The following is a 21,348-nucleotide window of genomic DNA, read 5'->3' on the forward strand; positions in this document are numbered from 1 at the left end:
GGTAAAAACGCCGCTCGTCCAGTATTGGACAGCGGCGTTTTTTTTGCCTCCTGCGCTGTAATCAGGCTGGGTGAAATCCGGTCCACAGCCAGACGACTTTTTCACCGTCAATCCGTGGCATCGCAGTGGCGTAGTCGAGGACGCGCTGGCTGTCGGGTTTGTACTCGCAGACCCAGCCTCCAGGATAAGGACAGGGCTCATCACTTCTGGCCCGCATGCCGGGAAGCGTCCAGTGCCAACCGACGCTTTGTCCTTGATGGGCGGGAAGGGGTTGATTGAGCAGGACTTCGCATTCCACGCAACGATCCAGCGCCATTTCCCAGCGCCCCGCGCGAGGTGCCGGCTGATGGCTGGTGGCGTAACGGGCAGGTTCAGGGGGTGTTTGATCCGGGTCTCGCTGCCAGAGCAGCAAGGTGTCGCCGCAGTCGCTGAGTCGCTCGGGGAAGGTCTCGCCTTGCTTGAAGGCCCTACGCGAATCTGCCTGATCGACAGCGAACCACCAGCCTGCCTGGGGGCAGGCCATGCCGGCGACAAAGCAGGCGGCCATGGTGCCAGGGGCGCCTTGTGTCGATAGGGCGGGCGGTGCGTTGACGCGGCTGGCCGGTGTCGGCCAGTCGCTGTCGGCATCAAAGCGGGCCATCCAGCGCCGACTGTCGGCATCGGTGAAACGCTCATTGGGATCGCCGTCCCACTGGCCAAAGCCCAGCAGCCCCAGATCGTCGTAGCGAATTGGTTTGAGCAGTCGGTTCAGCAGCACCGGCAGCTCTGGCACTCCGTGCTCGACCGGGTACAGCTGTGGCTGCTCACCCAACTCGATCCACTGGCCGCTGTGCAACTCAGTGACACTGATACGAGGATGGGCCAGCGCCGTGCGGACCTGTTCGCGGCTCAGGTCGAGCTTGTCGCGCCAGTAGTCGCTGAGCAGAAAGGCCCAGGTCGGAGGGCGAATGCCGCTGGGCAATTCGTCGTCCATGCCATAGGCGTATTCAATGTCCAGGCCGTAGAAGGCGGGTGTCAGTGAGCGCTCCCAGGTGGTGACCTCCGCCCGTGTGCCGAACTCCAGCGGATTGGCCATGGCGAAGCCGCTGTAGACCTGATGGGCCTTGAGCTGATCGATGGTCTTGAGGACGAAACGCCGCCAGGCCTCGCGGTTGTCCAGCCACCATTGCCAGCGGTAGTAGAAGACGATTGAGGAATATGCCGTTTTCCTGTCGCCGCCTTTAAACCAGCCGCGCCAGAAGTAGCCCGCAGTTGCAGGTGAAGAGGCGTGGTTTTGTTCGTCGGTGAAGGAAAAAACAAAGTAGTTGTGCTCAGAGGCTTCCCTGGCCTGCTGACGCAGATCCGGACGGCGTTCGGGGTAGCGATGGGGGCGGCTGGCGTGCTCGTGCATCGCCATGGTGTAGGGATGCCCGGCCAATTGCTCAAAGGCTTCGTGGATATCCACCAGGAGCAAGGCCGCTTCAAGGTGGTTATCTGGGCTGGGGGGAAAGTAAAAGCTCACGAAAGGGCTGACGCCGTGTCTGGCTTCTTCCGTACCCCAATTTGAGTTAGGCCACTCCTTGAGTCCCTCAATAAACTCATCGAGCTCTTCCTCATCAAACATTTCATGGGTGGTGCTCATGCTCAATTCCTTCCGATTGTCCCTTTGACGGTGGGTTTTTTCTTGTTATCCGTTTCAAAGCCGATGCAGTCCTCTGGCACCCGCAGCAGTGCCACTTTTTCCTTACCGATCTTTTGTGGATTGATCCCTGTTTTTGGCGTCATGAGGTCCACGTAATTTTTCATCTGGCTGGGATTTGCCCAATCCTGTGGAAACTTGATCTCTACCGCCGCAAACACGTTTTCGGTCTCAAACGGCTCTTGCCGGTATTCGACCACCACCAGATCGGGCGCCAGTAATCCTTTGGGGCGTGGCCAGAACGGTTGCACGGCGCTGCCAAACCGTTTGGGCCGGGTCGCGGGATCGCCCAGCAAGGCTTTATGGCTGCTGCTGTTGTAGTTGGGTTCGGACTTGAGCGGACTGCGCCATTGCAAGGCTTCGTCCACGGCTTCAAAAAACAATGAAGCGGTGAATTGCTTGAGCGCAATTTCGATGGTGGAGTACACCGTATCGCCTGCGACTTTCTTGCGGATTCGCCGGGGTACCTTGATCGGCATCTGCAAGGACACCAGGCACACCTGGCTGATGGCCGGGCGAAAGGGCACTTTGCGCTCGATGTATTCCTTGAAAATCACGTTCTCGTTGCCACGCCGAGAAACGGTGCTGTTTCCGCCAGGATCGACAACGGCAAAGGTCGAACTCTTGACCTCGATTTCCCGCGCCATGGTTTCTATGGTGGTGTGAAGCACACGCTTGATGTTGGCCTTGCGCTCGGCTATCTCGCTGGCGAGTTGAGCCAGTTCGGCAGCCGTCCTGGTGTTTTCGATCGCTTGATTGGCACGATAGGCGCGATAGGCGGCGTCGATGACCCGGGCAATGGCAGGCAGCGGCATCAGTCAAGCTCCGGAGTGTGGTGGTCGAGAAAGGCATCCGGAAAAAGATCACTGGCATCGACCGTCAGGGCTGGACTGTCGATGAACGAGATACGGGGCTGCCAGTCTTCTGTGATGTGCTGGTCGTCACGCATGATTGCCTTGTGGGCCTGCACAGACTGACTGGCCTGGGTAGTGGCCCAGTCCGTTTCCCCCGAGGAATTTGTCAGGCCCTGGGCAAGCACCGCATTGCCATCGGTGACGCGATAACGGTAACCGGCGAACACCCGCTGATCATTTTTGCGCAGCGTATAGCGGCCCAGAAAGGCTCCGGGAGGTGCAGGGGATGACAGCTGGCTCGCAAAGGAATTGCCCGTGCCGACTGTCTCAGCGTTCACCGTCCCTTTGATGTTGATGGTCAGTCCATCAAGGGTAATGCCACTGCCATCGATCGTGAGGGTGCCTCCGGGGGCTTTCAGAACCAAACGTTCGCCCGCCGCCACCTCGAATGACGTGGTTTTTTGCGCGATGGTCTGTTGAGCGGACAGGCGATAGTGGTTCCTCACCGAGTGGTGCAGATCGCCGCCCGTTTCGAGGTGATGGTCAGCGGCGACTTTGTCGTATCGATGGTTGGCCACGTCCTCGATACGATTGCCACCGATACTGATCTGATGATCGCGGCCTACTGTTTGTCTACGGTCGCGGCCTACGTCGAGCTGTTGATCCTGGGCGATGGCAGTGCGCTCATCGTTGCCTACGCGCTCACTACGGTCATGGCCAATCTCGATCTGCTCATCGTGCTCGACCTGCTTGCTGCGATCATTGCCAACGAACAGGGTGTTGTTGCGCTTGATATGAACGTTCTTATCCCGTTCGGCATGCACGTAAACCTCTTCCTGCCCCAGCTCATCCTCAAACCGCAGTTCATTGAACCCCCGGCCCTTGTGGCTTCGGCTCTTGATGGTCATGCGCGTCTTGTGTTTTGGCAGCTCATAGGGCGGCAGGTTGGTTTCGCGGTAGGCGCGGCCGGTGGCGATGGGTTGGTCGGGGTCGCCGTCCAGGTAGCTGATGATCAGCTCCTGGCCGATGCGCGGGATGGCCATTGCGCCCCAGGTGGCGCCGGCCCAGCCTTGGGCGACGCGGATCCAGCAGGAGCTGTGGTCGTTGTGCTGGCTGTCGCGGTCCCAGGGGAAGCTGACTTTGACCCGGCCCCATTTGTCGCAGTAGATCTCCTCGCCCGGCGGGCCGACCACGGTGGCGATTTGCGGGCCGTCGATGCAGGGTTTGGCCCGCAGCGGGGCTTTCCATTCGGCGTTCCAGCGGATGGCGCTGGCTTGCATGGCGTAGAAGGTGCCGCTGTCGCTGGCGAAGGCTTCTTCTTCCAGGCTGCTGTGCTGGCGGCCGGTGTGCGTGAGGGCGATGCTGCGCCAGCGGTCGTTGAAGTCTTCGCGCGGGTGCTCGCTGAGGTCGAAGGCCAGGCCGGGTTGCAGGCGCGCGTCGTCGCCTTCGAGGTGGGCCATCTGCGCGTCGCTGCGCAGGGCCGCCAGGCGGGTCTTGGTGAAGGGTTGGCCGGCGATGTCGCGTTTGTAGCGGCCGGGGTAGTCGTAGCGTTCGTAGTCCTTGTGCTGGTTTTTCAGGGCCAGGCCGCCGTCGGCACTGTGCTGTTGGGCATAGCGCGGGTGGGTGAAGGTGTAGTCGCGCTGGACCTGGCGGGCGGTGCGCACCTGCTCGGTGTAGTGGAAGCGCTGCAGGGCCGGTTCCGGGGAATCGCCGCCGGCCATGGGCTGGTAGATCACCGGGCAGTGTTGATGGGTGCCGATGGTGCCCAGGCCGCCGACGCGGTCGGTCAGCAGCAGGGTGTGGCCGTCGGTGCGATGTTCGAAGCGGTAGAGCAGGCCTTCTTCGGCGGCCAGGCGGCTGATGAAGTCGAGGTCGGTTTCGCCGGCCTGGACGCAGTATTCGCGGGGTTGGTGTTCGAAGCAGAGGGTGCTCTGCAGATCGTTCAGGGGTTGCCCGGCGAGCACTGTCTGGATGATCTGGGGCACGGTCTGGCCCTGGAAAATCCGCCAGTTGGAGCGCAGGCCGGCACGCGCCAGGGTCGGCTCGACCACGGCACTGTAGCGGGTGCGCCGAAAGCCGGTGTCACCCTGGCGGAACAGGCTGACCAGGCCGTGGACATGGCGCACCGGGGTGGCGCCGCGCCAGAGGGTGAACACTGCGGACAGGTCGAGGACCCGGTTGAAGTCGATGGCCGGGTCGTGGCTGGCCAGCTCCAGCTCCAGCTTGAAGGGCTGGGACAGGCCTTCTTCGAGCGTGAACGAGACCACGTCGAAGGCATCGCCTTGCAGGGGCTCGAAGGTGAAGCGCAGGTCGCTTTGGCGGGGCATGGGGACTCCTGAGAGCGGCAAACGCTGTTTCAGGTGGGGCGTTCGCGGTGGGCGCCACTCTATGCAGGCGGGATTTGGTACCTCAATAGGGCGCTGACAATCCAGAGCGCTCCTACATGAGTCAGTGTCATGGGCTGTCGGACGTGACTGTCATGGACAAAAAAAATCCGCAGGCCTTATCGGGCTGCGGATTTCTCCTGGGGTCGCGGATCTCCGTCACGCGGACACCGTTGTGGGTGTCAGCGTTGGGTGCGACGGGACATCAGCCGATGCTGATAGCAGGCAGGGTCGGCAGGGTCACGGTCTGCTGCTTGCGCGGGGCGAGGATTTCGGCCTCGCCGTCTACCACCAGTTCATCGCGCTGGTTGAACACACGAGTGGCGATACGCACGCGGAACTTGGGCAGTTTTTCGAGGATTTCCAGGCGCACGGTCAGGGTGTCGCCGATCTTCACCGGCTTCTGGAAGCTCATTTGTTGACCGAGGTAGATGGTGCCCGGCCCAGGCAGCTCGCAGGCGACCGCGGCGCTGATCAGCGCACCACTGAACATGCCGTGGGCGATGCGTTCCTTGAACATGCTGGCGGCCGCGAATTCAGGGTCCAGGTGCACCGGGTTGTGGTCACCGGACATCGCCGCGAACAGCTGGATGTCGCGCTCTTCCACGGTCTTGCTGTAGCTGGCGGTCTGGCCGACTTCGAGGGCTTCGTACGGCGTGTTGGTAACCTGGGTCATGTGTCTTGGATCCTGTGACGAGTTAAGTGAAAAAATACCGAAGGTCATTCGGTCCTGGTCGGCCGGCGATGGCTCAAGGCCCCGGCCAGCCAGGTGAGCAGGTCCGCAGTCACTTCATCGCGGTTGCTCTCATTGAACAGTTCGTGCCGGGCCTGGGGGTAGATCTTCAGTTCCAGGCACTGGCTGCCGGCGCGGCGCAGGGCCTCGGCCAAAGAGGTGAGACGCTTGCCCTCACTCACCGGATCACATTCGCCGCCGATCACCAACAATGGCAGGCCCGGATCGATCTGGGCGAGATTGGACGCTTTGCTGATTTGCTGCAAGCCGCCCAGCATGTCGATCCACAGCTGATTGGTGCAGCGAAAGCCGCAGAGCGGGTCGTGGGCATATTTGTCGACTTCATCGGGGTCGCGGCTGAGCCAGTCGAAGGTGGTGCGATTGGGCTTGAACGCCTTGTTGAACGAGCCGAAGGTCAACCATTCCAGCAACGCACTGCGCCCGGTCGGGCCCTGGCGCCAGCGTTCGAAGCGGGCGATCAGGCGTGCTGCGCGGTAGAGCGCCACCGGTTGGAAATTCGAGCCGCTGAGGACCGCGCCATGCAGGCTGGCGCTGTGGTGCAGCAGGTACGCCTGGGCGATGTAGCTGCCCATGCTGTGGCCCAGCAGCACAATGGGCAGGCCAGGGTGCTGTTGGCCGATGTGCTGGTTGAGGCTGGCCAGGTCGCCCACCACTTTGCACCAGCCATCGTCGTCGGCGTAGTGCCCCAGGACCCCGTGGGTGGCGGTCTGGCCGTGGCCGCGCTGGTCCAGGGCGTAGACGCCGTACCCCTGGTTACACAATTGTTCGGCCAGGCGTGCGTAGCGTGCGCTATGTTCCGCCATCCCGTGGGACACCAGGATCACCGCCTTGAGCGTACCTTCCGGCAACCACTGGTTGACGAACAGTTGGCTGTGGTCGTTCGCGGTCAACCAGAACGTATCGTGGATCATGGCGATTCCTTTGCACGGGGTCGCTGCATTGTATAGCGCAACCACCCGGGGACGGGGAATGCGCAAAGCCCTTGGCAGCAAGATTCACGCGATCAATGACGCTGGTGCTGATATTTGCCTGATTCGCCATAACTGCTAGTGTCCCAGAAGCTCCGCTCAGGCGGCCCGGATTGGCTCAGGTATAGAGGACAATAATAATGCAAGCTGATTTCTGGAATGATAAACGCCCGGCCGGCGTACCCAATGATATTGATCTGGGTGCCTATCAGTCGGTGATCGAGGTGTTCGAACGTTCCTGCAAGAAATTCGCCGACCGTCCCGCGTTCAGCAACATGGGCGTGACCCTGACCTACGCTGACCTCGAACGCTACAGTGCGGCGTTCGCCGGCTTCCTGCAGAGCCAGACTGACCTGGTGCCCGGCGATCGCATCGCGGTGCAGATGCCCAACGTCCTGCATTACCCGATTGCTGTGTTTGGTGCCTTGCGCGCCGGCCTGATCGTGGTCAACACCAACCCGCTGTATACCGCGCGCGAGATGCGCCACCAGTTCAAGGACTCCGGTGCCCGGGCGCTGGTGTACCTGAACATGTTCGGGCAGAAAGTCCAGGAGGTGCTGCCCGACACCGAGATCCAGTACCTGATCGAAGCGAAGATGGGCGACCTGATGCCCACCGCCAAGGGCTGGCTGGTCAATACCCTGGTGGACAAGGTCAAGAAGATGGTCCCGGCCTATAAGCTGCCCCAGGCGATCTCCTTCAAAAGTGCCTTGCGCATGGGCCGCGGGCAGAGCATCAAGCCGCTCAAGGTCGGCCTCGATGACGTCGCGGTGCTGCAATACACCGGCGGCACCACGGGCCTGGCCAAGGGCGCGATGCTGACCCACGGCAACCTGGTCGCCAACATGCAGCAGGCCCGTGCCTGCCTGGGCCAGTTCGGTCGCGACGGACAACCGTTGTTGCGCGAAGGTCAGGAAGTGATGATCGCGCCGCTGCCGCTGTACCACATCTATGCCTTCACAGCGAACTGCATGTGCATGATGGTCACCGGTAACCATAACGTGCTGATCACCAACCCACGGGACATCGCCGGCTTTATCAAGGAACTGAAGAACTGGCGCTTCTCGGCCTTGCTGGGGCTCAACACCCTGTTCGTCGCGTTGATGGATCACCCGGACTTCAAGACCCTGGATTTCTCCAGCCTGAAGCTGACCAACTCCGGCGGCACGGCACTGGTCAAGGCCACCGCCGAGCGCTGGGAAAAGCTCACCGGTTGCCGGATCACCGAAGGCTACGGCCTGACCGAGACGTCGCCGGTGGCCTGCACCAACCCCTATGGCGACCTGTCGCGCATCGGCACCGTGGGCATGCCGGTACCGGGCACCACGCTGAAGGTGATCAATGACGAGGGTGTCGAGCAGGCCATGGGTGAGCGCGGCGAGCTGTGCATCAAGGGCCCGCAGATCATGAAGGGCTACTGGCAGAAAGCCGAAGCCACCGCCGAGGTGCTGGATGCCGAGGGTTGGTTCAAGTCTGGCGACATTGCGGTGATTGATCCGGATGGTTTTGTGCGCATCGTCGATCGCAAGAAAGACATGATCATCGTCTCGGGTTTCAACGTGTACCCCAACGAGATCGAAGACGTGGTCATGGCCCACCCCAAAGTTGCCAATTGCGCAGTGATCGGCGTGCCGGACGAGCGTTCCGGGGAGGCGGTGAAGCTGTTTGTAGTGGCGCGTGAAGCCGGGGTCAGCCTGGAAGAGCTCAAGGCTTATTGCAAAGAGAACTTCACCGCCTACAAGGTGCCCAAGCACATCGTGCTGCGAGACTCGTTGCCGATGACACCCGTGGGCAAGATCCTGCGTCGGGAGCTGCGCGATATCGCGTAATGAATTGTTAGTGACGCAGCAGCAAAAAGGGGCGCCCGAGTTGGGGCGCTCCTTTTTTTGTCCCTTTCGAAGCGTGCGGAGCCCTGTAATACGGGGCTTTCACGGGGTATAGAATTTTTACTCTAAAAATGACCATTGATTGGTCTTGAGTCATAATCGTGACCGTAGAGCCTTCGTTTGGCTCTAGTAGGCCCTTGGCAAAGCTGCTACTCTCGGCGCGCTTTGTGACTTCTCGGCCTTGAGTAAAAGCCAGATTCACCAAAAACACACACCAATAATAATCGCATCAAATGCGGTGAAGAATTCGCGTTGCTGAGGAGTGGGCTTCCATGATCGAAGACTTTTGGAAGGATAAGTACCCAGCTGGGATTGCTGCCGATATCAATCCAGACGAGTATCCGAATATTCAGGCAGTGTTGAAACAATCCTGCCAACGCTTCGCCAACAAACCGGCTTTTAGCAACCTCGGCAAGACACTCACCTATGGTGAGCTATATGAACTGTCCGGGGCATTTGCCGCTTACCTGCAACAGCATACCGATTTGCAGCCCGGTGATCGAATCGCCGTACAGTTGCCGAATCTGCTGCAATACCCGATCGCCGTGTTTGGTGCCATCCGCGCCGGCTTGATCGTGGTCAACACCAACCCGCTGTACACCGCGCGGGAAATGGAACACCAATTCAACGATTCCGGGGCCAAGGCCCTGGTCTGCCTGGCGAACATGGCGCACCTGGCCGAGGCCGTGGTGCCCAAGACCGGCGTCAAGCATGTGATCGTCACCGAAGTGGCGGACCTGCTGCCGCCGCTCAAGCGCCTGTTGATCAACAGCGTGATCAAGTACGTGAAGAAGATGGTGCCGGCGTTCAACCTGCCCAAGGCCATCAAGTTCAATGACGTGCTGAGCAAAGGCCAGGGGCAACCGGTGACCGAGGCGAACCCGGCCAGCAGCGACGTCGCCGTACTGCAGTACACCGGCGGCACCACCGGTGTGGCCAAGGGCGCGATGTTGACCCACCGCAACCTGGTGGCGAACATGCTGCAGTGCAAGGCGCTGATGGGCTCCAACCTGCACGAAGGCTGCGAGATCCTGATTACTCCGCTGCCGCTGTACCACATCTATGCCTTCACCTTTCATTGCATGGCAATGATGCTGATCGGCAACCACAACATCCTGATCAGCAACCCGCGCGACCTGCCGGCGATGGTCAAGGAACTGTCGAAGTGGAAGTTCAGCGGGTTTGTCGGCTTGAACACCTTGTTTGTCGCGCTGTGCAACAACGAAGCCTTCCGCAAGCTGGACTTCTCGGCGCTCAAGATCACCCTGTCGGGTGGTATGGCCCTGCAACTGGCCGCCGCCGAACGCTGGAAAGAAGTCACCGGTTGCCCGATCTGCGAAGGTTACGGCATGACCGAGACCAGTCCGGTGGCCACGGTCAACCCGATCCAGAACATCCAGATCGGCACCATCGGGATTCCGGTGCCTTCGACCCTGTGCAAGGTCATCAATGACGAGGGCGTCGAGCAGCCGCTGGGCGAAATCGGCGAGCTCTGCGTGAAGGGGCCACAGGTGATGAAGGGCTACTGGCAGCGCCAGGAAGCCACCGATGAAATGCTCGACAGCGAAGGCTGGTTGAAGACCGGTGACATCGCGCTGATCCAGCCGGATGGCTACATGCGCATTGTCGACCGCAAGAAGGACATGATTCTGGTCTCCGGTTTCAACGTCTACCCGAACGAACTGGAAGACGTGCTGGCCACTCTGCCAGGCGTGCTGCAGTGCGCGGCCATTGGCGTGCCGGACGAAAAATCGGGCGAGGCGATCAAGATTTTCATCGTCGCCAAACCGGGCGTGACCTTGACCAAAGAACAGGTGATGACGCACATGCGCGCCAACGTCACGGGCTACAAGGTGCCCAAGGCTGTCGAGTTCCGCGATGCGCTGCCGACCACCAACGTCGGTAAGATCCTGCGTCGTGAACTGCGGGATGAAGAGCTGAAGAAGCTCGGTTTGAAGAAGGTCAGCGCCTGACCCATAAAAAACCCCGCCGATGCGGGGTTTTTTATGCGCGAAGCGTTACTGCTGGAACGGCGCAAAATTCACATGGGTGCCGGCCGGGCGCATGTCCTGCAGGAAGGAGTCCTTGTCGGCGCTCAGCTCCAGGCTCAAGGCTGCCTTGCGCTTGCCTTCGTTGCGCACCACCAGGCCTTCGAGTTTTTCCCGCAGGAACACGGTCGGCACTTTCAGGTGCAGCAACTGGTCGGTGTCCGGGGTGTGCATCAGCAGGTGAATCCACTCGTACTGACCAACGGCCAGACGGGCCACCGGGATATCGAACCACCAGATGTTGCGGTTGCGGTTCAGTTCGGCGAAGTGGCAGTTGTTGACGCCAAGCACGGCACCACCCAGTTCCTGGTTTCTGCGGGCAATGGCCTGCTTTTTATCGAGTTTCATAACGTTCCTACGGGATTGGACGTTCAGCGCCAAGGCCTGAATACGTTGCGCATTCTCCCGGCAAAGCCCACAAACATAAAGCCCAACCTGCATCTGGCGATGAAATGATGCAGTGAAAATAAATGAAACTCCGCCACACACCCGCCGGTCAACCTCTACGTAACGACACTGACCTTTGAATGTTCACAGGAGAAAGACCATGAGCAGTACGGGCGATAAAGTGAAAGGCTTGGCCAACGAGGCTGTCGGCAACATCAAGCAGGGTGTCGGTAAAGCCACCGACAATCCAAAACTGCAGACCGAAGGCAAGATCCAGGAAAAGAAAGGCGAAGCCCAGCAAGCGCTCGGCAATGCCAAGGATGCGGTCAAGAAAACGATCGACAAGGCCTGATTGCCGCAAGGTCGGGAGACGGCCATCCGCGGATGGCCGTTTTTTTGTCGACTATGGTTAAGCAATGCGTGGAAATTGTTTCAAGGTCGCCAAACAGGTTACCTTGTTGTAGAAAACGGCCCCTGAGTCGCCCCCGACTACAACCTGATTGCGGCGAAAGGAGACGCTATGATTTTCCCGGATTTGAAAGGCTTGCCCCTGCATCGCGTGATGATGCGCACGGTCACCGAATTCGTCGACGACGAGATGTCGACCTATGCTTCGGCGCTGGCCTATCAGATGCTGTTCTCGCTGTTTCCTTTCATCCTGTTCCTGATCGCCCTGATCGGGTTCCTGCACTTGCCGGACTTCTTCTCCTGGTTGCGCCTGCAATCGGAACTGGTGTTGCCGCCCCAGGCTCTGGAGCAAGTGAACCCGGTGATTGACCAGTTGCAGCAATCCAAGGGCGGGTTGCTCTCGGTGGGTATCGTCATCGCCCTGTGGACCGCCTCGGCTGGCGTGCGGCTGATGATGAGCGCGATGAACGCCGCCTACGACGTGGTCGAAGGCCGGCCGATCTGGAAGCGCTTCCCGCTGTCGATTTTCTACACCGTCGGAATCGCCGGCATGCTGTTGGTGGCGGCGGCCCTGATGGTGCTGGGCCCGCAGGTGATGGAATGGATCGCCTCGCAGATTGGCATGCAGGAGTTCATCGTCACGGTCTGGACCATTTTGCGCTGGCCGGTGATCGTGATTCTGCTGATGATTGCGGTGGCCCTGATCTACTACGTGATGCCGGACGTGAAGCAGGAGTTCCGCTTCATCACCCCAGGCTCGGTGCTGGCCGTGGTGGTGTGGATCATCGCGTCCCTGGGGTTTGGTTTCTACGTGAAAACCTTCGCCAACTACAACGCTATGTATGGCAGTATCGGCGCGATCATCGTGCTGTTGCTGTACTTCTATATTTCCGCTGCGGTGCTGTTGCTGGGAGCGGAGATGAATGCGGTGATCGAACACATGTCGAGTGAAGGCAAGGACCCCGGCGAAAAGGTTCCGGGCGAGCACGACCACGCACATAAACACCACGTTTCGGGACTGGGACGGGACCACTCGCTCAAGCCGACCACTGACGAAGCCTGACCATGATCCGTGAAATTCTCAAAATGGGCGATCCGCGCCTGCTGCGTGTTGCCCCACCAGTCCCGGCGCAGATGTTCGACAGCCCCGAACTGTGGCAGTTGATCGACGACATGTTCCAGACCATGGAAAGCGTCGGCGGGGTCGGCCTGGCCGCGCCGCAGATTGGCGTCGACCTGCAACTGGTGATCTTCGGCTTTGAACACAGCGAGCGTTACCCCGACGCGGAAGCCGTGCCGCAGACCATCCTGATCAACCCGCTGATCACCCCGCTGGCGCCCACCCTGGAGGAGGGCTTCGAAGGGTGTCTGTCAGTGCCCGGGTTGCGGGGTGCGGTGCAGCGCTACGAGCACATTCGTTATGAGGGCGTCGATCCCAAGGGCGAGCCGATCGTGCGTATTGCCTCGGGGTTTCATGCTCGCGTGGTGCAGCACGAATGTGATCACCTGATCGGCCGACTGTACCCGTCGCGGATCAGCGACTTTACCAAGTTTGGCTTTATCGACGTGATGTGCCCCGAGTCTCGACCCAGCGCGGGACGAGTGATCCCGATCAGCCACGCCCCATGGCAATCATCGGCTTGCTGCGGCTATAGCGCAGCAGGCGCTCGGCCAGCGCGTAGGGCAGTTGCGGGCCGGCGCTGAAGCCATTGCCCTGATAGAACTCACGCAGGTCCGGGTGGCACAACAGCCACACCGGCTGGGTGACCGTTGCCAGCGCGTGGGCCATCAACGCCGCTGCCACGCCCTGGCCGCGACAGGCCGGATCAACCAGCAGTCCCGTCAGCCAGAGCCCTTCGGCCATGGGCCGCAAACACAGGCCGGCGACTATCTCATCGCGTTTACCGACCCACAATTGTGCGTCCCGTACCGCTTTCATCGATGATTGATGGCGACGGTAGAACTTGTTCATCAAGGGCCACAGCGCGTCATCTAGCTGTGTGTACTGGGTGTGGGGCATCAAAGAGGTCGTCGATCTGCAAAGCGGTGGATTATAAAAGAACGTGCGCGCCGCGATAGGTGTATACCTGAACTCACATCCCGTATGAGTGGAGTCAGTATCATGGCCAAAGGCATGGATTCAAAAAAAGCAGCGAAGAAAAAACCGGCAAAAAGCGCCGATGAAAAACGCGCCGACAAGAAAGCCAAGAAGGTCGGCATATTCGGCCACTAGTCAGACCCTTCTCGACGGAGCCCGGCAATCGGGCTCCGTATCCAGTTCTACGCCCGTCACCCCTCGCTGCCAGAGTGTCCTGCATTGATCCGAGTGCCTGGCGTGTGCTGAACCGATTTTGTCCTCAGTGGTGGCTTATTAATGGCCTTGCATCCGTGCAGAGCCTGTCTATGCTCAGCACTGATATTCCTGATCAAGGATGTCCGGACTAGAACGTTACCCGGCGGACTCTGCGATTAAACCTCATTTATCACCTTATCTGTCCTTGCGCTGGAGGGAGGCGTGTACCTGTTCCATGGAACGTTGTGGTGGATCCGTTGAAAGACCGAAGTACTTTCATCTATCAAAAGACCGCGCTTAGGGTGATACGACCATGTTTAACCTACATCACAAGTCTGATCTGCTCGAAATCCAACGATTCAGTTGTGCCTTGAGCGAGGCCAACGCCAAGCTGGCGGCGGTCAGTCGCTCGATGGCGATGATCGAGTTCGACCCTGCCGGGGTGATCCTCGATGCCAATGAAAACTTCTGCAAGGCGGTGGGGTACTCCCTTGAAGAAATACGCGGCAAGCACCATCGGATCTTTTGCGAAGGCGATTACGCCAAGAGCGAGGAGTACCAACGCTTCTGGCGTGAGCTGGAGCGCGGCGAACCCAGCAGTGGGACCTTCCAGCGCCTGAACAAGAAGGGCCAGGAGGTCTGGCTCGAAGCCAGCTACATGCCGGTGATCGGTGCCGACCGGCAGGTGCACAGCGTGATCAAGGTGGCCACGGACATCACCGCCCGGGTCATCAAGGAACATGAGAACCAGGCCCTGGTAAACGCCCTGGGCCGGGCGATGGCGGTGATCGAGTTCTCCCCTGACGGCAGGGTCATCAGCGCCAACGACAACTTCCTGCAGACCATGCATTACTCCGCGGGCGAAGTGGTGGGCCAGCATCACAGCCTGTTCTGTCACCGCGCGGAAAGCGAGTCGGCGAGCTACAAGGCATTCTGGGCCTCGCTCAACCGTGGCGAATATCACTCCCACCGCTTCGAACGGGTCGACAAGTTCGGGCGTATCGTATTCCTGGAAGCTTCCTACAACCCGATCTTCGACGCCAAGGGCCGGCTGTACAAAGTGGTCAAGTTTGCCAGCGACATCACCCAGCAGGTGACCACCCTGCAATCGGCCGCCGAAGCCGCTCATTCGACCTCGGTGCAAAATGATGCCTGTGCCCAGAAGGGCTCGCAGGTGGTGCAGCAGACGGTGCAGATCATCGAGCAGATCTCCCAGGACCTGAACCAGGCTGCGCTGAGCATCGATGCGGTCAGCAAGCAGTCCGACATCATCGGCACCATTGTGCAGACCATTCGCGGGATTGCCGACCAGACCAACCTGCTGGCCCTCAACGCCGCCATTGAAGCCGCGCGGGCCGGGGAGCATGGACGCGGTTTTGCCGTGGTGGCCGACGAGGTGCGCAGCCTTGCGGCGCGCACCAGCAAGGCAACCTTGGAAATTGTCGACGTGGTACGCAAGAACCACGACCTGTCGTTGAGCGCGGTTTCGAGCATGCAGTCGAGTTTGAGCCGCACCGGACTGGGGGTGGAGTTGGCCAATGAGGCGGGCGAGGTGATCCTGGAGATTCAGCAGGGGTCACGGCATGTGGTGGATGCCATCAGCCAGTTCAATGAAACCCTGCAGTTGCACTGACGGGTGGGAGGCGAAGGCTGCGCACGTGTTCGGCAGCCTTGTCCGCGCCTTTGGCTTCAGGCCGGGTCGGGCAATGCCGAGGCTGGCAAACCGAAGGTGCGGTCGAACAGCCAGTTGAACGCAAAGGTGTAGCAGGGGATGAAGAGGATCAGCGCCAGGTCCAGCAGGAAGGCCTGCACCAGGCTGATGTGCATCCACCAGGCAATCAACGGGATCAGGAACACGATCAACGTCAGTTGAAACCCGACAGCGTGGGCGATGCGTCGCTTGACGGTGCGGGTGCGTGATGCCTGGCGGCTCTCCCAGCGCTCGAACAACGAGGTGTAGATGAAATTCCAACTCACCGCGATGCTGGTGATGATCACCGCCAGCGGCCCGGTGCTGCCTGGCGAAGTGCCGGACAGCAAGGCCAGGCCGAGGGCGGAGAAGGTCATGCCGATCACCTCGTAGAGCGATACGTAGACCAGTTTGCGTTTGACGCCTTGCATGAGTTTGCCTCTTTTCCAGTGCTTGATGGCCAGGGGGGCTGGCGCAGGCGGCGAAAGATAGCTTCAATGGAGGTGACAGAAAAAGTCAGTAACTTTCAGTTTTATTGATAGGTTGATTCCGTGAATTTCAACAGCGACAGCATCGAACTGTTTCTTGCCGTGATTGAGCGCGGCTCATTTTCCGCGGCTGCCCGAGCCCTGGGCAGGGTGCCTTCGGCGGTGAGCATGGGCATTGCCAACCTGGAGGCGGAGCTCGGTTATCCGTTGTTCGACCGCAGTCACCGCGAACCCCAACCCACTGCCATGGCCAACTCACTGGTGCCCCATGCGCGGCTGATTGCCGAGCAGCTCAAACAGTTGCAGGTGCACGCGGTGCAGTTGTCGCTGGGGCTGGAAAGCAAGCTGTCGATTGGCGTGGTCGCGGATATAGACCGGCGCCGCTTGCTGGCGGCAATCAAGGTGCTTGCCGAGCACCACCCGTTGCTCGACATCGAAGTGCTGACGGCGCCGCAGGATGACGTGCTGGCGATGCTGCACAGCGGGCGCGTCAGCCTGTGCCTGGCGTTTGCCGGGCTGAGCATGAATGTGCTGGAGCGTTTTCAGTTCGTCGGCAGTGAGCGAATGATCGCCACCCTGGCGGCGGACAGTCCGTTGCTGCAGGGGCAGGATCTGTTTCTCGAAGACCTGGTGCACGTGCGGCAGATCGTTGTCGCCAGCCGCGATCTGCCGATCAGCGAGACCCGGCCGCTGGTGGCCGAATCCTGCTGGCGCACCGACAACCTGGAAACAGCACTGGAGATGGTCGAGGCGGGGTTGGGCTGGGGTAATTTCCCCCTGTCGGTGGTGCAAGCGCGCCTGGATTCAGGGCGCTTGAAACGGCTGAATTTCCGCAACATCGAAAACGGCCTGGTGTTGCCGGTGCATGCGGTATGGCTCAAGAGCCAGCCGCTGCAAAAGGGCGCATTGGCCCTGGTCGATCTCCTCGGCCAGCCGACGTAAGGTCGGCCTGAATCAGCTGCTTTCGCGGATTTTCAGTTCAAAGCCCATGTCTTCCACCGGCCGCGCCACCTTGTTGCCCGCCATCAATGTCAGCATCTGTTCCGCCGCGCGCCGACCAATGGCCTCGCGGGGGGTATAGATGCTGCTCAAGCGCGGCACCATGTGCTCGGACATCGGCAAGTCGTTGAAACCGAGAATCGCCACCTGCTGGGGAATCTGGATGCCATGGCGCAGGGCTTCGAGCAATGCGCCCTGGGCCAGGTCGTCGTTGCCGAAAAAGATCCCGTCGACCTCCGGATGGGCCGCCAGCAGTTGCAGGAACAACTCGCCGCCCAGGCCCACGGATGACGCGCGCGGGGTCAGCACTTCCAGGGCCGGGTCGTAGCGACCGGCCTTCTGCAAGGCCCGACGGAACCCTTCACCGCGCAGCAAGGTGCGCTGATCCAGTTGCGCACCGATGTACGCCAGGCGCTTGCGGCCCCGGGACAGCAAGTGCTCAGCGGCCGTTTCGCCGGCGCTGAGTTGGGAGAAACCGACACAGTTCACCCCGGCAGCGCTGTCCAGTTCCATCATGTACACGCAGGGAATGTTGCTGGCCTCGATCATCCGCCGCGAACTTTCGGTGCGGTCAAAGCCGGTCAGCAGCAGACCACGTGGCTGATAGGCCATGTAGTTGCGCAGCAGGTTTTCTTCTTCGTCACGGGAGTAGTGGAAGTTGCCGATCAGCACTTCGAAGCCCTTGGGGCGCAGCACCTGGTGAATGGCTTCCAGGGTGTCGATAAACAGCAGGTTCGACAGCGACGGCACCAGCACCACCACCGAATGGCTCTGGGCCGAGGCCAGCGCACGAGCGGCCGGGTTGACCACATAATTGAGTTCGAGGGCGGCCTGCTGGACCTTTTCCACCAGTTCGGTGGCCACCGTACTCACCCCACGCAAGGCGCGGGACGCGGTGATCGGGCTGACCCCCGCCAGGCGGGCAACTTCATTGAGGGTAGGGCGACCAGTGGTGCGGGGATTCTTATCGTTTTTAATGGAGGTCATCGGGCGGCTTGCCAAACAAAATTCAAGGCACTAAGGTAGCGCTGTCTCGATGCGGCTGCAAATGAATGAGCGGGGGTTGCCTGATCCCTGCTATTCGGCGTTGGGCAAGAACGTGCGGCAACCCATAAAAATGACAAGAAGACGTCGGCAATGGCTGCGTTTGCACTAGAGTCTCAATGAGCAAAGGTAGCGCTGTCTTCGCGCTGAGGTGTTACATGAGTCAACCAATCTCCGCCCTGGTTATCATGGGCGTGGCCGGCTGCGGCAAGTCCAGCGTCAGCGAGGCCTTGTGCCAGCTCAGCGGCGCGACCGGCATCGAAGGCGACAGCTTTCATCCTGCGGCCAACATCGAAAAGATGAGTGCCGGTATTCCCTTGAACGACGACGACCGTGCCGGCTGGCTCGACAGCCTGTGCGCCGAGTTACGTCGCGTGGACGCCACGGGCCAGCGCCCGGTGCTGACCTGTTCGGCGCTCAAGCTCAGTTATCGCGAGCGCTTGCGTAGCGCCTTGCCGGGCCTGGGTTTCGTGTTCCTGGAGCTGACCCGGGAAGTGGCCGCCGATCGGGTGTCCCATCGTCCGGACCACTTCATGCCGTCGACCCTGATCGACAGCCAGTTCGCCACGCTCGAGTCCCCGGTCGGGGAAGCGCTGACCCTGGCGCTGGATGCTTCGACCCACAGCGTCGAGCAATTGGCCGCGCAAGCCCACCATTGGTGGCTTGGGCACGGCCTGAAGCTCGCCTCATGAGTTTTGTTTTCAAAGGTAGCGCTGTCCTGATGGCTTTCGAATTACCCGCTTCAATAACAACAACAACCAGGAGTCACCCCTAATGTTCGGCATGTCCCACGACTCGTTCCTGCTGCTTGATGCAGTGGTCACGGTGATCGGCTTGATTGTCCTGATCACCAAGTTCAAGTTCCACCCCTTCATTGCGCTGATCATCGCCGCGGCGTTCCTCGGCCTGACATCGGGCATGCCGATCGGCACCATCATCAAGGCGTTCCAGGACGGCTTTGGCGGGGTACTGGGGTTTGTCGGCATCATCCTGGCGCTGGGCACCATGCTCGGCAAAATGATGGCCGAATCGGGCGGGGCCGACCAGATCGCCCAGACCCTGATCCGCTCGTTCGGTAAAGAGCGGGTGCAGTGGGCGATGATGTTTGCCGCCTTCCTGGTGGGCATCCCGCTGTTCTTCGAAATCGGCTTCGTGCTGCTGATCCCGCTGGTGTTCATCGTGGCCCGGCGCACAGGCGTGTCGATCATCAAGATCGGTATCCCGCTGCTGGCCGGTCTGTCGGCGGTGCACGGCCTGGTGCCGCCGCACCCGGGGCCGTTGCTGGCCATCGGGGTATTTGGCGCCGACATCGGTAAAACCATTCTGTACGGCCTGATCGTGGCCCTGCCGACGGCGATCATTGCCGGTCCGATCTACGGTACGTTCATCGCCAAGTACATCCCCGGTCACCCTAACCAGGAACTGGTGGATCAACTGGCCCGCGAACCGGATTCGGCCAGCCTGCCAAGCTTCAGCATTACCCTGTTCACCGTGCTGTTGCCGGTGTTCCTGATGCTGCTCAAGACCTTCGCCGACGTCGCCCTGCCGGACGGCAACTTCTTCCGTACCTGGATGGACATGATCGGTCACCCGATCTCGGCGCTGCTGTTGGCGTTGCTGCTGTCGCTGTACACCTTCGGCCATCGCCAGGGTATCGACTCCAAGCGCATCCTCAAGCTGCTGGATGCCAGCCTCGCGCCGACCGCCGCGATCATTCTGATCATCGGTGCCGGTGGTGGCTTCAAGCAGATGCTGGTGACCAGTGGTGTCGGTGATGTGATCGGTCATATGGCCGTGAGCGCCCAGATCTCGCCGATCCTGCTGGCCTGGCTGGTGGCGGCGGTGATTCGTATCGCCACCGGTTCGGCCACCGTCGCAACCATTACCGGTGCGGGCATCGTGGTGCCGGTGGTGGGGATGATTCCAGGGGTCAACCGTGAGCTGCTGGTGCTGGCCACCGGTGCTGGCTCGCTGATCCTGTCCCACGTCAATGACGCGGGCTTCTGGCTGGTCAAGCAGTACTTCAACATGACCGTGGCGGAAACCTTCAAGACCTGGACCGCGATGGAGACCATTCTGTCCATCGTAGCGCTGGGCTTCATCCTGCTGTTGTCGCTGTTCGTCTAAGCGTTTCGCCAGACACAAAAAAACCGCAGCGATGCGGTTTTTTTGTGAGTGATCGTTTTACTTGGTGACTAACCCATCCGCGCGAAACATCCCGCGAATCCCCCGTACCGCCTGGCGAATCCGGTCCTGGTTCTCGATCAGGGCGAAGCGCACGTGGTCGTCGCCGTACTCTCCAAAACCCACCCCGGGCGACACACACACCTTGGCCTCGGCCAGCAGCTTCTTGGCGAACTCCAGCGAGCCCAGGTGGGCATAGGCTTCGGGGATCTTGGCCCAGACATACATCGAGGCTTTCGGGTTCTCGACCATCCAGCCCAGTTCATGCAGGCCCTTGACCAGCACGTTGCGGCGTTGCCGGTATTGCTCGGCGATGTCCTTGACGCACTGCTGGTCGCCTTCCAGTGCAGCGATAGCAGCCACTTGCAGCGGGGTGAAGGTGCCGTAGTCGTGGTAGCTCTTGATCCGCGCCAGCGCGTTGACCAGTTCCGGGTTGCCGACCATGAAGCCGATCCGCCAGCCGGCCATGTTGTAGCTCTTGGACAGGGTGAAAAATTCCACGGCAATGTCCTTGGCACCCGGCACCTGCATGATCGACGGGGCTTTCCAGCCGTCGTAGACGATGTCGGCGTAGGCCAGGTCGTGCACGACGAGGACGTCGTACTGCTTGGCGAGGGCGATCACCCGCTCGAAGAAGTCCAGCTCCACGCACTGCGCGGTCGGGTTGGACGGGAAACCGAGGATCATCATCTTCGGTTTCGGGATTGAGCCACGAATGGCCCGTTCCAGCTCCGCAAAGAAGTCCACGCCCGGAATCAGCGGCACCGAACGCACCTGGGCACCGGCAATCACGGCACCGTAGATGTGGATCGGGTAGCTCGGATTGGGCACCAGCACGGTGTCGCCCTGGTCCAGGGTGGCGAGCATCAGGTGCGCCAGGCCTTCCTTGGAACCGATGGTGACGATGGCTTCGTGTTCCGGGTCGATGTCGACCTCGTAGCGATCCTTGTACCAGCGGGAAATGGCCCGGCGCAGGCGCGGAATGCCTTTGGACGTGGAGTAGCCGTGGGTGTCTTCGCGCTGGGCGACGGTGACCAGTTTGTCGACGATGTGGGGCGGAGTCGGGCCGTCGGGGTTGCCCATGCTCAAGTCGATGATGTCTTCGCCACGACGACGGGCGGCCATCTTCAGCTCGGCAGTGATATTGAATACGTAAGGGGGGAGTCGATCTATGCGCGCAAAGCGGCGCGGCGAACCTTGGTCTGCCATTGTTGCCTCTGATAACGTGAGCGCCCGGAACCGTCCGAGCGACGCTGACCACTGCGGTGGTCTGGGCGCACGAT

At 60.6% G+C, this 21,348-nt stretch carries 17 protein-coding genes and 3 pseudogenes; 10 read left to right on the forward strand and 10 right to left on the reverse strand.

Annotated elements, in window-relative coordinates; all coding sequences use genetic code 11:
- Positions 1-61: 61 nt before the first annotated feature.
- The 5 genes from Q1W70_RS16765 to Q1W70_RS16785 form a co-directional block, all read right to left on the reverse strand.
- A complete protein-coding gene (locus Q1W70_RS16765; RefSeq protein ID WP_302097608.1) occupies positions 62-1,621 on the reverse strand; it encodes a type VI immunity family protein in 1,560 nt (519 codons plus the stop codon).
- A 2-nt stretch (positions 1,622-1,623) separates the two neighbouring features.
- Positions 1,624-2,493, reverse strand: coding sequence for a VRR-NUC domain-containing protein (locus Q1W70_RS16770; RefSeq protein WP_265536699.1), 870 nt, complete (start codon positions 2,491-2,493; stop codon positions 1,624-1,626).
- Entirely contained in the window at positions 2,493-4,859 is a 2,367-nt protein-coding gene (locus tag Q1W70_RS16775; RefSeq protein ID WP_302097609.1) for a type VI secretion system Vgr family protein, read from the reverse strand. Before Q1W70_RS16775 ends, Q1W70_RS16770 begins: the two co-directional genes overlap by 1 nt.
- Before the next feature lie 262 nt (positions 4,860-5,121).
- Positions 5,122-5,592 carry a MaoC family dehydratase gene (locus Q1W70_RS16780; RefSeq protein WP_093425453.1) on the reverse strand — a complete coding sequence of 157 codons (471 nt, stop codon included), beginning with the start codon at positions 5,590-5,592 and terminating at the stop codon, positions 5,122-5,124.
- A 44-nt stretch (positions 5,593-5,636) separates the two neighbouring features.
- Positions 5,637-6,581 carry an alpha/beta hydrolase gene (locus tag Q1W70_RS16785; RefSeq protein WP_166591039.1) on the reverse strand — a complete coding sequence of 315 codons (945 nt, stop codon included), beginning with the start codon at positions 6,579-6,581 and terminating at the stop codon, positions 5,637-5,639.
- Positions 6,582-6,778: 197 nt separating this feature from the next.
- On the opposite strand from Q1W70_RS16785, the gene fadD2 reads away from it, so the two are divergent.
- Complete coding sequence (gene fadD2 / locus Q1W70_RS16790; protein ID WP_166591040.1) at positions 6,779-8,467, forward strand: long-chain-fatty-acid--CoA ligase FadD2; 1,689 nt, start codon at positions 6,779-6,781, stop codon at positions 8,465-8,467.
- A gap of 329 nt (positions 8,468-8,796) precedes the next feature.
- Entirely contained in the window at positions 8,797-10,497 is a 1,701-nt protein-coding gene (gene fadD1 / locus Q1W70_RS16795) for a long-chain-fatty-acid--CoA ligase FadD1 (protein ID WP_166591041.1), read from the forward strand.
- A 45-nt stretch (positions 10,498-10,542) separates the two neighbouring features.
- Here fadD1 and Q1W70_RS16800 read toward each other — a convergent pair whose 3' ends face one another.
- Positions 10,543-10,920 (reverse strand): hypothetical protein, encoded by a 378-nt coding sequence (locus tag Q1W70_RS16800; protein WP_166591042.1) that lies wholly within the window; start codon positions 10,918-10,920, stop codon positions 10,543-10,545.
- A gap of 199 nt (positions 10,921-11,119) precedes the next feature.
- On the opposite strand from Q1W70_RS16800, the gene Q1W70_RS16805 reads away from it, so the two are divergent.
- The 3 genes and pseudogenes from Q1W70_RS16805 to def form a co-directional block, all read left to right on the forward strand.
- The gene (locus Q1W70_RS16805; RefSeq protein ID WP_166591043.1) at positions 11,120-11,311 is read left to right on the forward strand and encodes a CsbD family protein; all 192 of its coding nucleotides are present in this window, start codon (positions 11,120-11,122) and stop codon (positions 11,309-11,311) included.
- A gap of 168 nt (positions 11,312-11,479) precedes the next feature.
- Positions 11,480-12,430, forward strand: coding sequence for a YihY/virulence factor BrkB family protein (locus tag Q1W70_RS16810; RefSeq protein ID WP_159997587.1), 951 nt, complete (start codon positions 11,480-11,482; stop codon positions 12,428-12,430).
- 2 nt (positions 12,431-12,432) lie between these two features.
- Positions 12,433-12,963: pseudogene (def, locus tag Q1W70_RS16815) on the forward strand (peptide deformylase); the annotation flags it as partial.
- Positions 12,964-12,979: 16 nt separating this feature from the next.
- On the opposite strand, the gene Q1W70_RS16820 reads toward def, so the two are convergent.
- Complete coding sequence (locus tag Q1W70_RS16820) at positions 12,980-13,387, reverse strand: GNAT family N-acetyltransferase (RefSeq protein WP_166591045.1); 408 nt, start codon at positions 13,385-13,387, stop codon at positions 12,980-12,982.
- A 691-nt stretch (positions 13,388-14,078) separates the two neighbouring features.
- Here Q1W70_RS16820 and Q1W70_RS27325 point away from each other — a divergent pair.
- Both Q1W70_RS27325 and Q1W70_RS27330 read left to right on the forward strand, forming a co-directional pair.
- Positions 14,079-14,750 (forward strand): annotated as a pseudogene (locus Q1W70_RS27325) (PAS domain-containing protein); the annotation flags it as partial.
- Positions 14,751-14,861: 111 nt separating this feature from the next.
- Positions 14,862-15,293, forward strand: a pseudogene (locus Q1W70_RS27330) (methyl-accepting chemotaxis protein); the annotation flags it as partial.
- A gap of 56 nt (positions 15,294-15,349) precedes the next feature.
- On the opposite strand, the gene Q1W70_RS16830 reads toward Q1W70_RS27330, so the two are convergent.
- A complete protein-coding gene (locus Q1W70_RS16830) occupies positions 15,350-15,781 on the reverse strand; it encodes a PACE efflux transporter (protein WP_166591047.1) in 432 nt (143 codons plus the stop codon).
- Positions 15,782-15,901: 120 nt separating this feature from the next.
- Between Q1W70_RS16830 and Q1W70_RS16835 the strand changes: the two genes are divergently transcribed.
- Positions 15,902-16,780: a LysR family transcriptional regulator gene (locus Q1W70_RS16835; protein ID WP_166591048.1), complete on the forward strand. Its 879-nt coding sequence runs from the start codon at positions 15,902-15,904 to the stop codon at positions 16,778-16,780.
- A gap of 12 nt (positions 16,781-16,792) precedes the next feature.
- On the opposite strand, the gene gntR is transcribed toward Q1W70_RS16835, so the two are convergent.
- A complete protein-coding gene (gene gntR / locus Q1W70_RS16840; protein ID WP_166591049.1) occupies positions 16,793-17,824 on the reverse strand; it encodes an HTH-type transcriptional regulator GntR in 1,032 nt (343 codons plus the stop codon).
- 215 nt (positions 17,825-18,039) lie between these two features.
- Between gntR and Q1W70_RS16845 the strand changes: the two genes are divergently transcribed.
- Positions 18,040-18,573: a gluconokinase gene (locus Q1W70_RS16845; RefSeq protein ID WP_166591050.1), complete on the forward strand. Its 534-nt coding sequence runs from the start codon at positions 18,040-18,042 to the stop codon at positions 18,571-18,573.
- Positions 18,574-18,655: 82 nt separating this feature from the next.
- On the forward strand, positions 18,656-20,008 hold the full coding sequence (locus tag Q1W70_RS16850; RefSeq protein WP_095169799.1) for a GntP family permease: 1,353 nt from the start codon (positions 18,656-18,658) through the stop codon (positions 20,006-20,008).
- A gap of 57 nt (positions 20,009-20,065) precedes the next feature.
- On the opposite strand, the gene alaC is transcribed toward Q1W70_RS16850, so the two are convergent.
- A complete protein-coding gene (gene alaC, locus Q1W70_RS16855; RefSeq protein WP_166591051.1) occupies positions 20,066-21,274 on the reverse strand; it encodes an alanine transaminase in 1,209 nt (402 codons plus the stop codon).
- Positions 21,275-21,348 lie beyond the last annotated feature (74 nt).

Origin of the sequence: Pseudomonas kielensis (assembly GCF_030505375.1) — a bacterium.
Classification (GTDB): domain Bacteria; phylum Pseudomonadota; class Gammaproteobacteria; order Pseudomonadales; family Pseudomonadaceae; genus Aquipseudomonas; species Aquipseudomonas kielensis.

Excerpts from the sequence above, each read along its gene's own strand:
- Q1W70_RS16765 (WP_302097608.1), bottom strand. The coding sequence starts at position 1,621 with ATGAGCACCACCCATGAAATGTTTGATGAGGAAGAGCTCGATGAGTTT.
- Q1W70_RS16770 (WP_265536699.1), bottom strand. The coding sequence starts at position 2,493 with ATGCCGCTGCCTGCCATTGCCCGGGTCATCGACGCCGCCTATCGCGCC.
- Q1W70_RS16775 (WP_302097609.1), bottom strand. The coding sequence starts at position 4,859 with ATGCCCCGCCAAAGCGACCTGCGCTTCACCTTCGAGCCCCTGCAAGGC.
- Q1W70_RS16780 (WP_093425453.1), bottom strand. The coding sequence starts at position 5,592 with ATGACCCAGGTTACCAACACGCCGTACGAAGCCCTCGAAGTCGGCCAG.
- Q1W70_RS16785 (WP_166591039.1), bottom strand. The coding sequence starts at position 6,581 with ATGATCCACGATACGTTCTGGTTGACCGCGAACGACCACAGCCAACTG.
- fadD2 (WP_166591040.1), top strand. The coding sequence starts at position 6,779 with ATGCAAGCTGATTTCTGGAATGATAAACGCCCGGCCGGCGTACCCAAT.
- fadD1 (WP_166591041.1), top strand. The coding sequence starts at position 8,797 with ATGATCGAAGACTTTTGGAAGGATAAGTACCCAGCTGGGATTGCTGCC.
- Q1W70_RS16800 (WP_166591042.1), bottom strand. The coding sequence starts at position 10,920 with ATGAAACTCGATAAAAAGCAGGCCATTGCCCGCAGAAACCAGGAACTG.
- Q1W70_RS16805 (WP_166591043.1), top strand. The coding sequence starts at position 11,120 with ATGAGCAGTACGGGCGATAAAGTGAAAGGCTTGGCCAACGAGGCTGTC.
- Q1W70_RS16810 (WP_159997587.1), top strand. The coding sequence starts at position 11,480 with ATGATTTTCCCGGATTTGAAAGGCTTGCCCCTGCATCGCGTGATGATG.
- Q1W70_RS16820 (WP_166591045.1), bottom strand. The coding sequence starts at position 13,387 with ATGCCCCACACCCAGTACACACAGCTAGATGACGCGCTGTGGCCCTTG.
- Q1W70_RS16830 (WP_166591047.1), bottom strand. The coding sequence starts at position 15,781 with ATGCAAGGCGTCAAACGCAAACTGGTCTACGTATCGCTCTACGAGGTG.
- gntR (WP_166591049.1), bottom strand. The coding sequence starts at position 17,824 with ATGACCTCCATTAAAAACGATAAGAATCCCCGCACCACTGGTCGCCCT.
- Q1W70_RS16845 (WP_166591050.1), top strand. The coding sequence starts at position 18,040 with ATGAGTCAACCAATCTCCGCCCTGGTTATCATGGGCGTGGCCGGCTGC.
- Q1W70_RS16850 (WP_095169799.1), top strand. The coding sequence starts at position 18,656 with ATGTTCGGCATGTCCCACGACTCGTTCCTGCTGCTTGATGCAGTGGTC.
- alaC (WP_166591051.1), bottom strand. The coding sequence starts at position 21,274 with ATGGCAGACCAAGGTTCGCCGCGCCGCTTTGCGCGCATAGATCGACTC.